This is a genomic window from Granulibacter bethesdensis (assembly GCF_001889545.1).
In the GTDB taxonomy this organism is placed as follows: Bacteria; Pseudomonadota; Alphaproteobacteria; order Acetobacterales; family Acetobacteraceae; genus Granulibacter; species Granulibacter bethesdensis_B.
Genome location: NZ_CP018194.1, coordinates 2,104,996 through 2,119,247, shown reverse-complemented (window position 1 = coordinate 2,119,247; position 14,252 = coordinate 2,104,996). Strand labels below are relative to the sequence as shown.

Sequence of the window (14,252 nt, the reverse complement as noted above, 5' to 3'; positions counted from 1 at the left end):
ACTTGCTGATTTTAGAATAAAGAAAGTTGCCGCTCCTGTCCGTCGGCTTGTTGCCTGCTTTGTCTGGTAACCGGGGACGGTGATGGACTGGCTGGATTGGAGACTGCTTCATTCCTTCCCGATGGGCTTTGTGCGGCATATGAGAACCGGGTCACGTCAAGCGGCTCCATGGCCGTATTAAGCCTGTAAGCCTTGACCGCCCGCTGAAACCGGCTGCGCAGCATGGCGGCATAGGGACCATCTCCACGGAAGCGGCTGTGAAATTCCGCGTCGTTCAGCTTTCCGCCGCGCATGCCCCGGATCAGGTTCAGGACTTTACGGGCTTTGGCAGGGAAATGATGCTCCAGCCAGTCCCGGAACAGGGGGGCGACCTCCTGCGGCAGGCGCAGCAGAATATAGCCTGCCTGTCTGGCCCCGGCTTTGGCGGCCTGCTCCAGAATGGCTTCCAGTTCGGCATCGTTCAGGCCGGGAATCATGGGGGCTGCCAGCACACCGGTCGGAATGCCCGCCTGTTGCAAGGCTTCGATGGTCTGAATACGTCTGGACGGGCTGGCCGCCCGCGGTTCCATCAGGCGGGACAGAGCGGGGTCCAGCGTTGTCACGGAGAGATACACCCTGACCAGTTTTCGCTCCGCCAGCCGTGCCAGAATATCACGATCTCGCAGCACCCCTGCTGATTTGGTGACGATGGTGACGGGGTGTTCGAACCGCTCCAGCACGTCAAGAATCGAGCGGGTCAGGCGCAGGCGGCGTTCCACCGGCTGATAAGGATCGGTATTGCTGCCCAGCGCGATGGGGCGTGGCACGTAGGAAGGGCGACTGAGCGCCTTGCTCAGCAGGGATGCGATCTCCGGCTTGAACAGAAGCTTGGTTTCGAAATCCAGCCCCGGCGAGTAGCCGAGATAGGCATGGGTCGGGCGCGCGAAGCAATAAATGCAGCCATGTTCACAGCCGCGATACGGGTTGATGGCACGATCAAAACCGATATCAGGGCTGTCATTCCAACTGATGGCCGTGCGGCTGCTGTCGCGGATCAGGGTCGTCGGCAGGGCGCCGGGAGCATCTTCCAGACTGCCCCAGCCATCATCACATGGAACGGGTTGGTAACGGTCATAGCGGATACCAGGTTCTGACACGGCTCCACGCCCTTTTCTGGCCAGAGATGGCATTGCCTCCGGCAGTTCCATCGGGGCATGAGAGGGGCATGTCATGGCGGTGTCACAGGCATGGTCTGAATGGGGGGAGGACGATTGGCGGCCCATCGCTTGTTCCCTTTATGTTCTTTTGCAGATTAGGGTGATCCGAGCAAGGAGTCCAGAACAATGTATGAACAACCGGATGCGCCCCACTCGCAGGGGATGGAGCAGGACAGCACGTCATCCCTGTCTGATTCAGTGCGCCGTATGACACGCTCGGCCCGGGCGCGACGGCTGAGGCGCTCGCCGATGATGTCCACACGGCTCTGGTTTCGGCGGATGGTGTTCTGGGGTGGTGCCGTCGCGGTTTCTCTGACCGCTATCGCTTTCGCAAAACTGGCAGACCGGGCGCAGGATGTGTTCAGCGCGGTGATCGCCCATGGCGCCTGGATCATTCTGATTCTGGCGCCCGGCGGGCTGGTTGTCTCGTTTCTGATGGCGCGATACGTCTTTCCCGGTTCAGAGGGAAGCGGGATCCCGCAGGTGATTGCTTCGCTCGATCTGGCAGACGTGCGCCAGGTCGACAGGATTTTGTCCCTGCGCATCGCCGTCGGTAAAGTACTGCTGACCCTGTTGGGCCTTGCCTGCGGTGCATCCATCGGCAGGGAGGGACCAACCGTGCAGGTGGGGGCTTCCGTGATGAATGCGCTGGGTCGCTTGCTGCATCTGCCGACGCCGGAATTACGACGCAGCGTTGTGCTGGCAGGGGGAGCGGCCGGGATCGCTGCTGCCTTCAACACGCCACTCGCCGGGATCGTGTTTGCGATCGAAGAGTTGAGCCATTCCTATGAGGCCAGAACCTCCGGTAATACGCTGGCGGCGGTGGTGATTTCCGGCGTTGTGACGATCGCTCTGGTCGGGAATTACAGTTATTTCGGCCATATCGATGCGACGATGAAGTTCGGACCATCGGAAGTGATGGCCATGGTGCTCTGTGCGGCACTGGGGGGATTGCTGGGAGGTTCTTTCAGCGCCTTGCTCATCCGTGCCGCCAAGGGCTTTCCTGGTGCGCTCGGGAGGTTGGTGAAACAGTATCCGGTGCTGTTTGCGGCATTGTGCGGCCTGATCGTGGCTATCACCGGCCTGCTATCTCATGGTGAGACATACGGCACGGGATATGAGCAGGCGCGTGATATGGTGACCGGCATTCCGGGCGATACTGAAGGGCTGAAATTTGCGCTGTTGAAACTGGTGGCCTCGGCCGCATCCTACCTCAGCGGCATTCCGGGCGGGATTTTCGCACCCTCCCTCGCCATTGGGGCCGGGCTTGGGGAATGGGTGGCGCGGCTGGTACCGGGGCTGGCTGCCGGATCGGTGGTGTTGCTGGGCATGGTGGCGTATTTTTCCGGAGTGGTGCAGGCCCCGATTACGGCGGCGGTTATCGTGATGGAGATGGCGGATAATCAGTCGATGCTGATACCGCTGATGGCGACCTCCATGATGGCATTCGCAGTGTCACGTTTTGTGTGCCGCCGCGCCTTGTATGGCGCACTGGCGCGGCGTTTCGCCATGACGATCCCCTTGCCGTCTCCGGTCAGGGAGACCGCACAGGGGGGAGGCAAATGACCATCCATATCGGGTTACTGCTGTTTCCGGCGATCACGCAGCTCGACCTGACGGCCCCGTGGGAGGCCTTCTGCCATGTGCCCGATGCGCAGGTGCATCTGCTGTGGAAAGAAACAGGTCCGGTCATGGCGGAAGGCGGTATGCGTATAGAGGCCGATACGAAGCTTTCCGAATCTCCCCAACTGGATGTGATCTGTGTTCCCGGCGGCAGGGGGATCAATGCCCTGCTGGAAGATCAGGAGGTGCTGACCTGGCTTGTGAAACAGGCGGAGACGGCGCGCTTTGTCTGCTCCGTTTGCACGGGGGCGCTGGTGTTGGGGGCGGCGGGTCTGCTGCGCGGGAAGCAAGCCACCACCTACTGGGCGGCGCATGACTTTCTGAGCGATTTCGGGGCGGAGCCGGTGCAGGCGCGCGTTGTGCGGGATGGAAAGCTGCTGACCGGCGGTGGCGTGACAGCCGGGCTTGATCTTGCACTCAGTGTCATCGCGGCCATGAGCGGGGAGGCGCTGGCCCAGTCCATTCAGCTTCAGATGGAATATGCGCCGGCACCGCCATTCCAGTCGGGGCATCCGGAGCAGGCGCCTCCTGCCATACGTGCCGCGGTGGAGGAGATGCTGGCAGGGGGACGTGCCGCAAGACGGCAGATCATTGACCGTATCACGGCACAAAAACTGACAGAGTGATGGCTCAGCGTTCTTTCAGGCGTGGCATCAGTTCCACGAAATTGCAGGGGCGGTGACGGATATCCAGTTGCCAACGCAGAATGTCCTGCCAGGCATCTTTTACCGCGCAGGTGCTGCCGGGCAGCGCAAAGATATAGGTTCCGTTGGCAACCCCGGCCAGAGCGCGTGACTGGATCGTCGAGGTGCCGATTTTCTGGTAACTCAGCATACGGAACAGCTCCCCGAACCCCTCGATTTTCTTTTCCAGCACGCGGTCGAGCGCTTCCGGCGTGACATCGCGCCCGGTGACGCCAGTGCCGCCGGAGGAAATGATCACGTCGATTTCGGGGGTGGCGATCCAGCCGCGGAAAGTGGCCTCCAGCGCATCCGCATCATCCTTGATGATTTCCCGCGTCACTACAGTGTGGCCTGCCTCTCCAATCATCGTGGCAAGCGCATCTCCGGACGTATCGTTGGCCAGCGTACGGGTATCGGAGACCGTCAGGATGGCGATGTTGACCGGGATGAAGGCTCTGGTCTCATCAATGCGCGACATGCCGCAAGCTCCCCTGATACATCTGAAGGATGCTTTCTTAGAGCAGTCTGCCGTCGCTGTGAAACACAGCATTCAATATCTGCACAGGCCGGGTTGATAAGGCGCAAAATCATTTGATGACGGATACGCCTGGCGGCCCTGCCTGCCGGTGTGATCCCGCGCGACGCGCAAGCGGTCCTTCCCTGCGCAGCAGGTGGAAGGGCGCAAGGCATGGATCATCGGCAATGGTATCGCCGGGCGTGCGGCGGCTTGTTACCTGGTTCGTGATGGTGGGATGCGAGGGGGGACATCGCCATCGTGCAGTATTTCAGAGAGGCATTTCTGCAAACCAGTGCCTGGTTTTTCTGGTTTCCCATATTTGCTTTTGAAAACTGGCACAGCCTGCTGAAAATGAAATTTTACATGCACCGCTTCCTTGGTGTGATCAGGGCTACAATCGATGGCAAAGACAGCATTCTTCCTGTCAGTGCCAAAGATGTTGTGTTTGCATAGATGGGATCAATGACGGAAAGCGCAACGTACGGTGACATGGATCATGCGCCGGTACTGGAGCGCGACTGGACGCTGTGGAAAAATCTTGCGCGCCTGTCTCCGGTTTTTGGGAAGCCGAAGAAATTTTACAGCGATGTTGGAAAATCGACCTGGTAATCGGCTACGATTATCTGCAAATCATCACCATAGTCTGATAGACTGAAAGAATTATCAATCAACGATCCTTGTTCCGGAAAGACCGTGACGGTTGGTGTTATCACCTTCACGGATTCTAACTGGATGCTGAGCTTCACCTGAAACCGGCAGCTACATTTTTCCGATCAGCCCGGTTCAGTATGATATCCGCACGATGCTGAAGGCGGCACGTACGGTGAATAATGATGAATTCTTTTCCGGCGAACGCCTGCTGCATCGTTTGCCTGACCTGCGGTAAAAAATAAAAGGATTTGTCTACAGCTTGTCCTACATCGAAGCCGCCGGTTGTTTTCAGGCTTTTCCGCTTCCGTCGCCCAAAGATGGCTGTGGCGCGGAAAAGCCTGAGAAGCACCCGTGTTTCTTCATTCAGTGAAGTCTGGCCTTCATCCGGTTCAGACTTTGGCTGTCCGGGGTTGCGGCCGTGAAATGCGGGAAAATCCCGGCCGCCAGTTCGTCCAGACCGGGCGCGTCAATGCCAAGCCGTGCAGCGTAGATCCAGCTATATGTCAGGGTGCGCTGGATGAAGCTGCGGGTTTCCTCCAGCGGAATTGCTTCGATGAACAGAAGCGGATCACCGTGATGCTGAATCTGGGCACCCCAGCGGGAAAAGCTGGTGGGCCCGCTATTATAACTGGCGAGGATGCGCAACAGGTCTCCCCCTGTGACATCGCTATCTGCCAGATAGGCCACGTAACGCTGTCCCAGTTTCAGATTGACTGCCGGGTCATGGAGCCGTGCTGCACCGGTATGGGTCTCTGCGACGTAATTCGCGGTTTGCGGCATTAACTGCATCAACCCGCGCGCCCCGACGGCGGATACCGCGGAGGCGTTGAAGTTGGATTCGACTCTGGTCAGCCCGTAGACCAGGGCCGGAGAGATGCTGAAACCGCCCTGTGGTTTCAGGGCAGGTACCGGGAAGCGTGCATAATCATGCGGCTGCCCATCTGCCGCCTGATTGAGGGCTGCAAGCTGGGCACTGAGATCATGCAGCCCCGCCTTGTCAGCCACCAGCATCAGCGCATGGATCATGGCGGTATTGTTCAGGGATTGCCCTGCCAGACGCCGGAATTCCTGCTCTGCCCGATCCGGCTGCTCCACCTGAAGCAGGGCGAAGGCGGTTTTCCCGGCCTCGGTGGCTGAGATCGCTTCCAGATCGGCTGTGCCGAGGGTTTCTCTGGTCAGGGAGAGTGAACCCTCGATCCCTACCCCCAGAACACGGCGAGCCAGCAAGCCATAGAACGTGCGAGGCTGCTCCGCAGCCCTATGCATCCAGACAGTATAATTTGCCGGATCGTGGCTGCGCAGATGGGAACGTGCAGCCCAGAACGCTCCGGCGGTGCGAATGGCGGTTGAAGTCATCTCCGCGCTCCATGCCGCCTCGAAATGCGCCATGGCCTGTTGATATTCGGCCTTGCGCCATAGCAGCAGCCCGGACACGTAACTGCCCAACCCGACCTTGCCATGCCCCTGTTGCTCGGCTTCCAGCGCGATCCGCAGCGCCTCGTTGTCCTGATTGAGTGTGAACAGGATCTGCGCGACTTCGGCACGAAGCTGCGCCCCGTAAGTTGCGGAGATTGACGTGTTGGCGGCAATCATCCGCAGCGCTGCATCGGCATGGCCGGAGGCTGCACGTTCATGAACGCTGTGATCCAGTCCCGGCAGGCGTTTGAAGCTGATATCCTGAGGGGTTTCATCCTCGGGAACAGGGTCATTGCCGGGCGCCGGGTCGAAGGTGACCACCTGGGGTGCTGGGGGCAGCGTATCCTTTTTGTCTGCCTTGGTCAGCAGCAGAGCATGGATTGCCGGGGCGGAAGGATGGTTCGGATAATGGGCCAGCCAGTCTTTCAGCTCGGCAGGTGTGCTTTTATGGAACGCACCCAGATAGCGGTCAGCCAGTATATGGCCGAGCATGGCCTTGCCGAGTGGAAAGCTCGTATCAAGCCTGTCGGTCGCCTGTCTGGCTTCCGTCAGATCGCCATGAGCCTGTGCATCAAAAATATGCCGTACCAGGGCCGCATCGCTGGGCGACAGCGGTTGCGGCAGCCCGGGCACGCCGAATTGAGGAGGATGGATCCGCGGCATCGCCATCGCCACTTCATCCATGGACTGAGCATGCCCACTGGCCGCACTGGCCAGAAAAGCCGCTCCCGCCAGCAGGGCACGCGCACCTGCCAGTCGGGAGATCGATTGTCTGATCCCACGCATGATGAGGGGTGCGCTACACGCCAAAAGCGGTGCAGGCAAGCTCTCAGGGCTTCACAGCGCGACAAATATCATTGCCAAATCGCTTCGTGAAGGGGGGAATGTAACGTTTTTCAATGGTTTCAGCAAAAATATGCTCTGATAGCATATCAGCCATCCAGCGCTTTTCGCAGGGACAGTATATCCGCCCAGGCTTCCCGCTTGGCCCCCGGATTCCGCAGCAGATAGGCTGGATGGAGCATTGGCAGCATCGGCAACGGCGAATCCAGTCCGGGGATGGCAATATCCGTCCATTTTCCCCGCAGCCGTCTTATTCCGACAGTGCTGCCGGTCAGCGCCTTGGCTGATACACCTCCCAGACACACCAGCATCCGGGGGCGCGCCAGCACGATATGGCGCAGCAGGAAGGGCAGGCATTGGAGAATTTCGGTTTCGGTCGGATTCCGGTTTCCGGGGGGGCGCCAGGGAATCAGATTGGCAATGACGAAATCCCGTTCCCGCGTGATGCCTGCGCTGGCCAGCATGCGATCCAGAAATTTCCCGGATGGGCCGACAAACGGTTTTCCGGCCCGGTCTTCTTCTGCGCCTGGCGCTTCACCAATCAGCATCAACCCGGCTTCATAGGTGCCGTCTGAAAAAACCAGCTGCGTGGCTGTGGCCTTCAGGGGACAAGCATCGAATTGCTCCATAGCGGCGCGTAAAGCATCCAGAGTGGATGCCTCGGCCGCAATATCCGCTGCCAGACGGGCGGCACCCTGTTGCGGCAACAGCGATGCCTTACCTGCAAAGGCCGCGGGCCTTTGAACAGCATGGACAGGAATATTGTGCGGTTCAGGCTGTGGAGCTGCGGCTGACACCGGATGCAGGTCCGCAGGGGCGATGCGGGAAGGCGCCTGAGCAGAGGCCATGGCGATGGCGAACCGGTCCACCGGTGAGTCACCGAGTGCCTCGTCCGCCCCCCATTCCAGTTGCAGGTGCAAAGCCGCGAGCGCATCCATGAATGGTTATTCCGACCGAAACCGGACAGATGCAAGTGCGAAGAAAAGAAACTGTTCTTCCTGCTGATTGGCGGCGGGGCTGGTGATGGATAAGATGCCATACATGTCACAGAATCCTCTGCTGCCGGATATGCGATTTCCCAGATTTTTGAGCCGGGTCGGAACTGTACCCGCCATGACACCCATGCGGACAACATGGAGGCGCGGCGTATTGCTGGCAGCCAGTTTGTTAGCGGGATGTGCGGCCTCTGGCGTAGGAAGCGGGTCGTTTTCGGGGATCGGCCATCTGCTCCATATTTCATCTTCTGCCGGGTCGCATCAGAATGCTGCCGAGGATGCCAGTGCACGGGCTTACGGTGATTTTCTCGCCGGGCGACATGCAGCATTGCAGGGGGCTTTCAATCAGGCAGCCGATTCGCTGTTGCAGGCGATGAAGGCTGATCCGGGTAACCGTGATCTGGTCAGGCAGGCCTTTATCGCCTGTCTCATGGCCGGCCGGCCGGAGGCCATTAATCTGGCCCGGCAACTCCCCGAAAATCCGGCGGCCCAACTGGTACTGGCCAATGATGCCGTGCGGGATGGGGATTGGGATGCAGCATCCCAGCGCTATGCTGGCATCGGTCAGAATGGCCTGACCCAGCTTCTTCAGCCCCTGTTTTCCGCCTGGACGCAGGCGGGCGCGGACCGAATCAACGGTGCGTTGAAAACGCTGCTGCCGCATATTCAGGGCGGCCAGCTTCAGGGTATTTATGCACTGCATGCAGCCCTGATTGCTGATCAGGCCGGCCGGAAGCAGGAAGCGGCCTCGTTCTACGACATTGCAGCCCATAGTCTGGGTGCGGAGAATCTGCGTCTGGTCCGCATCATGGCCAGCTGGCAAACCAGAGAAGGGCACCCTGAAGCCGCCATTCGTCTGTTGAACAGTCTGGGAAGTGGTGGAGAGGTGCTGGGAATGGCGGTTCCTGCGCTGATCGAAGCCAGTGCGAAGCCGGTTGTTCCCACACCTGCGGATGGCATTGCCGAGGCTTATCTGGCCTTGGCCGCAACGCTGCGTCAGCAGCCGGGAGGGGCAGATGCCTCTCGTCTGCTGCTGCGTATGGCGCTGGACCTGCGACCGGATTTCACCGAAGCCAAATTGCTGTCCGCTGATATTCTCGATGCCGACAAGCACAAGGAGGGGGCGCTGGAACAGCTCAGCGGTATCAAGGACAGTGATCCGCTGGCCCCTCTGGCTCAAGTGCGCCGCGTAGTGCTGCTGGATGAAACCGGTCATACCGATCAGGCACTGGCCATTCTCGATCGTTTGTCGAAGCAGTTCCCCAGTTTTGCGTTCCCGCTGGTCCTGCGTGGCGACATCCTGCGCAACAAACAACAGTTCGAGGCTGCCCTCACGGCCTATGACAAGGCCATTGCCCTGCTGCCCAATCCACAGCCGCATGACTGGGTCGTGTTCTACAATCGTGGCGTAACGCTGGAGCGGTTGCATCAATGGCCGCGCGCCGAGGCGGATTTTCAGAAGGCGCTCAGCCTGTCTCCCGATCAGGCGGCCGTGCTGAACTATCTGGGGTACTCCTGGACTGAACAGGGCATGCATCTGGAGCGCGCCCGACAACTGATCCAGCGAGCAGTTGAGATCAAACCCAATGACGGCGCGATCATCGACAGTCTTGGCTGGGTGCTGCTGCGTCAGGGAGACCGGCGCGCGGCTGTGCGTTATCTGGAACGCGCGGCGGAGCTGGTGCCGAATGATCCGACCATCAACGGTCATCTTGGCGATGCCTACTGGGCGATAGGGCGCAAGCTGGAGGCACGCTATCAATGGCAGCGTGCTCTGAGCCTCAATCCCGATCCGACTGAGCGGCCACGCCTTGAATCCCGGCTGGAACAGGCCAATCAGGATGCGGATGGTTCCACGACGAAAATTGCTCCCTGAGGCATGGTCGTGAGTGATGATGTTGCCTTCGGCAGTGTTGATCAGGATGTCGCTTTTGCTCCGGCAAAGATCAACCTGTACCTCCATGTGACGGGCAGGCGGTCGGACGGTTATCATCTGCTCGACAGTCTCGCGGTGTTTGCCGGCGCCTGTGATGTGTTGCGCTATCGGGATGGCGATCAGGCGGTCGGGCTGGGTTTGCAGCTGGAAGGGCCGGGGGCGGAGACGCTGCGGGCCGAGCCTGATAATCTGGTGTTGCGGGCGGGCCGTGCGCTGGCAGCGCTCGCCGGAGTCAAACCGCGCGGGACCATCATGCTCGACAAGCGCCTGCCGGTTGCATCCGGGATCGGCGGAGGCTCCTCCGATGCGGCGGCAGCGCTGCGTCTGTTGAGCCGTGCATGGGGGGTGTCTCCTGCGGCGGAGGATCTGCACCGAATTGCGATCTCGCTGGGGGCGGATGTGCCGGTCTGCCTCCAACCCGGTACCTACCGGATGCGTGGCATCGGTGAACGGCTGGAGGCGCTGCCTGCACTGCCGGAGATCGGCCTGTTGCTGGCCAATCCCGGTGTGCCGGTATCAACGCCGGAGGTGTTCCGCAACCGTGAGGCCGGTTTCACGCCGGAGGCCACGCTGACCACATCCGGCTGGCCGGACATGGCGGCGTTGCTGCGTGATCTGGCGGTATCCCGCAATGATCTTCAGCCTCCCGCCATGCGGCTCTGTCCCGCCATCGGGACACTGATCCGTGTTCTGGAAGGGTTGCCAGGTGCCCGTCTGACGCGCATGTCAGGCTCGGGGGCAACATGCTTCACCCTGTTCGACCATCCCGATGCAGCGCGTGATGCCGCGCAGGTATTGCAGGCGCAGAGCGGGTCGGGTGGCTGGTGCTGGGGCGGAGGCCTGTATAAGACATCTTCCCTGCCGGAGAAAACGGCCCTGTAAGGCCCTGCCTGGACGATACGCTGTTACTCACTTTTGCCATGACCGGACTGACCATGACCGCCACGAAAGTCACCACGCTCGATCCGTCCTCCCCGCTGAAGCGGCTGGAAGATGAAAGTATCCACATCATCCGTGAGGTGGTTGCGGAAGCCCGTCATCCCGTGATGCTGTATTCGATCGGCAAAGACAGTTCCGTGCTGCTGCATCTGGCGCGCAAGGCGTTCTACCCGATGCCGATGCCGTTCCCGCTGCTGCACATCGATACCAAATGGAAATTCCGGGAGATGATCGCGTTCCGCGACCGCATCGCCAAGGAATACGGTATCAAGCTGGTCGTGCATACCAATGAGGAAGGCCGTGCGGCGGGGATCAATCCGTTCGACCATGGCGCTTCCATCTATACACAGGTCATGAAGACCGAAGCGTTGAAGCAGGCTCTGAAAGCAGGCGGCTATGATTTCGCGTTCGGCGGTGCCCGCCGTGACGAGGAAAAAAGCCGCGCCAAGGAGCGTGTTGTCTCGATCCGCAGCGCCAGCCAGACATGGGATCCGAAAGCACAGCGTCCGGAATTATGGGATCTGTATAATACACGCCTCGGTCCGGGAGAGACGGCGCGTGTTTTCCCTCTGTCCAACTGGACGGAAATGGATGTGTGGGAATACATCCGGGCCGAGAACATCCCGATCGTGCCGCTCTATTACGCAGCGGAGCGTCCGGTGCTGGAGCGGGATGGCACGCTGATCATGATCGATGATGACCGGATCGATCTGAAGCCGGGTGAGGAAATTCGCCCGCGTATGGTGCGTTTCCGCACGCTGGGTTGCTGGCCGCTGACCGGGGCGCTGGAAAGCACGGTCACGGATATTGATGGCGTGATCGAAGAACTGTCCAATGCCGCGGTTTCCGAGCGCGGCGGTCGTATCATTGATCGCGATGAAAGTGCTTCGATGGAACATAAGAAGCGTGAGGGTTATTTCTGATCCCGCAATAGTGCGGGAGCATGAAAAAGGCGGCGCTGTTGTGATGGCGCCGCCTTTTTTGATGGTTTTCAGCCTGCTGGTGTGGCGGCAGGCATATCGTCAGACAGCACGGTGACAGCCTGTTGCGGGATGGCGAAGCGGATACCGGCTTCCTGAAAACGCTGATACATCCGCCGGTTGAATTCTCGCAGCACCGGGGTGCGACCGGTATCGGTGCAGGGAATCTGACCGGTGATAGTCACGCCGGAGATATCCACTTTATCGACGCCAAACACGCTCAGATCGCCGGTGATCCTGTCTGAGAATTCTTCTTCGGCGCGCAGTTCGGCACCGATATCCCTGATGATCTGGCTGACCTGCGCTGTATCCTCACCCAGCGCAAGCGTCACGCTGATTGCGGCGTTGCCGATACCGCGATTGGCATTGGTCACGGTGGAGACGGAGCTGAACGGGATGATATGCACGGAGCCATCCCCCGCTCTCAACCGAATGGTGCGGATGGACAAATGCTCCACCGTTCCGGACAGACCGCTCAGGGTCACGCTGTCCCCAACCTGCATGGCGTTTTCCAGCAGCAGGAAAATGCCGGTGATCAGATCCTGCACCAGCTTCTGGGAGCCAAAGCCGATGGCTACGCCGACAATGCCTGCGCCGGCCAGCAGCGGAGCGATATTGACGCCGATTTCGCTCAGCACGGTCATGATGATGATCGCCAGAATGACGATCAGCAGGGCTGTGCGGAACATCGGCAGCAGAGTGCGCATTCTGGCGCTGCGCACATACTGGGCGCTGGCGGTCAGGCGGGCGAGATGCTTCTCGCTGGCGATATTGACGCTTTCCCAGATGATGACCGCCAGCGTGACCGTCACGCCGATGGTAATCAGTGCGGAGAGAAGACGGCTGCCAATGGCGCCCTGATTAAACCATGTCAGGGTAGGAATGCCCCAGCTTTGCAGCAGGATCACCAGTGTGGCCACAGTCAGTACGGCGGAGAGAAGCCGTTTCAGATAGGGATAATAGAGATCCGCCCGCAACGCGATTTCCGGATGCCGTTCGCGTCTCTCGGAGGAAGGTCGGACAATGCGTGACAGCAGGCCGAGCAGCAGCAGCGAGATAATCCTTGCCGCTGTCAGGATGGCAACCGTCACAATGGCGCCATGTGCCAGCCTGTGCAGGCCATTTTCCATTTCCAAAGCCCAGACCAGCCAGAAAGCCGCGAGGCCAAGCAGGGCTGGCCAGTGCCACATGGGGGCCAGAGTACGGCGCAGCGCTGCCCATGATCCCCGGCCTTCCGCACCCTGGGAGATGCGCTTTGCCACGGATGCCCGTTTTTGCAGGATGATGATGACCAGACAGAGATAGATGGCCAGTGCCGTAATTTTGAGAATAGCCTCGACCGCAAGATTATACAGACCCAGACTGGCACCGATTCCGGCAATGGCGGCCCCGATCGTCTCGACGATGATCAGGCGTCGCAACCAGCGATAGCCATATTGCGCGAGGGAGTCCGATATCCTGATCAGCCGGAGGGCTTTTGCCTTTGGGCGCAGCATGGTGCGCCCCAGTACCAGCACCATGGCACCGAAAACGGTTGCCTTGATGCAGGCAATGGCCGGCCCCCGTATGTCAGGGGAAGTGGTCAGCCATAGCAGGGCGGCTGCCGTCAGCAGAAATGCGCCGACTGGCAGGGCGGTGATGATGGCTGCCAGCAGAATGGAGGGAAAACGCGACAGCACCCTTTCTGCATGAATATACTGGGGCGATTGTTCGGGAGAGGTTTCTTTCTCTCTCTCCTTTGTATCGGCCTGTTCTTCATCCGGTGTTTCGGATGGGAGGAGATTATTCTCTGTTTCAACAGAGTATAAAGCGGTGTTGCGGGCAAACAGACGGCTCAGGAACGGCGCCGTGAGCACAACAGTCCCCCATGCTGCCAGACCACCCGCCACCATGCAGGCAAGCAGGGCGACCAGACAGCGCACCAGCAACAGCTTTCGCTCCGGCTGGCTCATCTGTCCCTGAAGCCAGTAATAAAAAAGCGGCGCTTCGGCGATGGAGCGTATGGAATGTTTCAGCCTGACAGAAGCATCATCGAGTGCCGAGCCGGAGGATTTGATCAGCTCCGCACCCAGACTGTTGGGAGCAAGCCCGGCTGTATCGGATTTTGCAGGGGCTGCATTCGGTGATGCCGCCGCGTTTTTTGTCGTCTGATCTGGCGGCGTGGTGGTTGTCGCCGCTGTGTTGGCAGGGGCGGCTTTATCGTCGGTTGCCTTGGCTGGTTGTGGCTGGTCGGAGGATGAAGCCTTGTCGGCCCTGTCCGTTGGCAGTGTCTGAAGAATCCGGATCAACTCGTCCCGTTTACGGGCATCCCCGATTACTTCCAGCGCGGCTTTGGTCTGTTCCGGCGTCAGCGAGGACGCAGCATGGTGCGGAGAGGCTGCGTCTTCTGCCCGCAGGCAGGCTGGCCATATCGCCAGCATCATGAGCAGGACAGGGAGCAGCCATATCAGGCCGTGGCGTTTCTGACTCATGG

Annotated in this window: 13 protein-coding genes; 8 read left to right on the top strand and 5 right to left on the bottom strand. The window is 59.9% G+C overall.

What is annotated here, in order from left to right:
• Nucleotides 1-11 precede the first annotated feature (11 nt).
• Nucleotides 12-1,211 (bottom strand): PA0069 family radical SAM protein, encoded by a 1,200-nt coding sequence (locus GbCGDNIH8_RS09670; protein WP_253805628.1) that lies wholly within the window; start codon nucleotides 1,209-1,211, stop codon nucleotides 12-14.
• A 111-nt stretch (nucleotides 1,212-1,322) separates the two neighbouring features.
• On the opposite strand from GbCGDNIH8_RS09670, the gene GbCGDNIH8_RS09665 reads away from it, so the two are divergent.
• Both GbCGDNIH8_RS09665 and GbCGDNIH8_RS09660 read left to right on the top strand, forming a co-directional pair.
• A complete protein-coding gene (locus tag GbCGDNIH8_RS09665) occupies nucleotides 1,323-2,762 on the top strand; it encodes a chloride channel protein (RefSeq protein WP_072573014.1) in 1,440 nt (479 codons plus the stop codon).
• The gene (locus tag GbCGDNIH8_RS09660; protein WP_072573013.1) at nucleotides 2,759-3,445 is read left to right on the top strand and encodes a DJ-1/PfpI family protein; all 687 of its coding nucleotides are present in this window, start codon (nucleotides 2,759-2,761) and stop codon (nucleotides 3,443-3,445) included. Before GbCGDNIH8_RS09665 ends, GbCGDNIH8_RS09660 begins: the two co-directional genes overlap by 4 nt.
• 4 nt (nucleotides 3,446-3,449) lie before the next feature.
• Here the strand turns inward: GbCGDNIH8_RS09660 and moaB are convergent, their stop codons facing one another.
• Nucleotides 3,450-3,980: a molybdenum cofactor biosynthesis protein B gene (gene moaB, locus GbCGDNIH8_RS09655; protein ID WP_072573012.1), complete on the bottom strand. Its 531-nt coding sequence runs from the start codon at nucleotides 3,978-3,980 to the stop codon at nucleotides 3,450-3,452.
• 193 nt (nucleotides 3,981-4,173) lie between these two features.
• Here moaB and GbCGDNIH8_RS13310 point away from each other — a divergent pair, with 193 nt between their 5' ends.
• Genes GbCGDNIH8_RS13310 through GbCGDNIH8_RS13220 form a run of 3 tightly spaced genes read left to right on the top strand, consistent with a single transcriptional unit; the run spans nucleotide 4,174 to nucleotide 4,628 of the window.
• Entirely contained in the window at nucleotides 4,174-4,368 is a 195-nt protein-coding gene (locus tag GbCGDNIH8_RS13310; protein WP_072573011.1) for an oleate hydratase, read from the top strand.
• The gene (locus GbCGDNIH8_RS13225; protein ID WP_072573010.1) at nucleotides 4,278-4,472 is read left to right on the top strand and encodes an oleate hydratase; all 195 of its coding nucleotides are present in this window, start codon (nucleotides 4,278-4,280) and stop codon (nucleotides 4,470-4,472) included. The genes GbCGDNIH8_RS13310 and GbCGDNIH8_RS13225 overlap by 91 nt, the downstream gene beginning before the upstream one ends.
• A 9-nt stretch (nucleotides 4,473-4,481) precedes the next feature.
• A complete protein-coding gene (locus GbCGDNIH8_RS13220) occupies nucleotides 4,482-4,628 on the top strand; it encodes an oleate hydratase (protein ID WP_253736010.1) in 147 nt (48 codons plus the stop codon).
• Nucleotides 4,629-5,033: 405 nt separating this feature from the next.
• On the opposite strand, the gene GbCGDNIH8_RS09630 is transcribed toward GbCGDNIH8_RS13220, so the two are convergent.
• Complete coding sequence (locus tag GbCGDNIH8_RS09630; RefSeq protein WP_072573008.1) at nucleotides 5,034-6,872, bottom strand: lytic transglycosylase domain-containing protein; 1,839 nt, start codon at nucleotides 6,870-6,872, stop codon at nucleotides 5,034-5,036.
• Nucleotides 6,873-7,018: 146 nt separating this feature from the next.
• Nucleotides 7,019-7,867 carry a uracil-DNA glycosylase gene (locus GbCGDNIH8_RS09625; RefSeq protein WP_072573007.1) on the bottom strand — a complete coding sequence of 283 codons (849 nt, stop codon included), beginning with the start codon at nucleotides 7,865-7,867 and terminating at the stop codon, nucleotides 7,019-7,021.
• A 175-nt stretch (nucleotides 7,868-8,042) separates the two neighbouring features.
• On the opposite strand from GbCGDNIH8_RS09625, the gene GbCGDNIH8_RS09620 reads away from it, so the two are divergent.
• The 3 genes from GbCGDNIH8_RS09620 to cysD are packed head-to-tail and all read left to right on the top strand — an operon-like array spanning nucleotide 8,043 to nucleotide 11,722.
• Nucleotides 8,043-9,800, top strand: coding sequence for a tetratricopeptide repeat protein (locus GbCGDNIH8_RS09620; RefSeq protein WP_072573784.1), 1,758 nt, complete (start codon nucleotides 8,043-8,045; stop codon nucleotides 9,798-9,800).
• A gap of 9 nt (nucleotides 9,801-9,809) precedes the next feature.
• Nucleotides 9,810-10,742 carry a 4-(cytidine 5'-diphospho)-2-C-methyl-D-erythritol kinase gene (locus tag GbCGDNIH8_RS09615; RefSeq protein ID WP_072573783.1) on the top strand — a complete coding sequence of 311 codons (933 nt, stop codon included), beginning with the start codon at nucleotides 9,810-9,812 and terminating at the stop codon, nucleotides 10,740-10,742.
• Nucleotides 10,743-10,780: 38 nt separating this feature from the next.
• Nucleotides 10,781-11,722 carry a sulfate adenylyltransferase subunit CysD gene (cysD, locus tag GbCGDNIH8_RS09610; protein ID WP_475690354.1) on the top strand — a complete coding sequence of 314 codons (942 nt, stop codon included), beginning with the start codon at nucleotides 10,781-10,783 and terminating at the stop codon, nucleotides 11,720-11,722.
• Between the two features lie 68 nt (nucleotides 11,723-11,790).
• Here the strand turns inward: cysD and GbCGDNIH8_RS09605 are convergent, their stop codons facing one another.
• Nucleotides 11,791-14,250, bottom strand: a complete 2,460-nt coding sequence (locus tag GbCGDNIH8_RS09605; RefSeq protein ID WP_072573006.1) for a mechanosensitive ion channel domain-containing protein — start codon at nucleotides 14,248-14,250, stop codon at nucleotides 11,791-11,793.
• Nucleotides 14,251-14,252 lie beyond the last annotated feature (2 nt).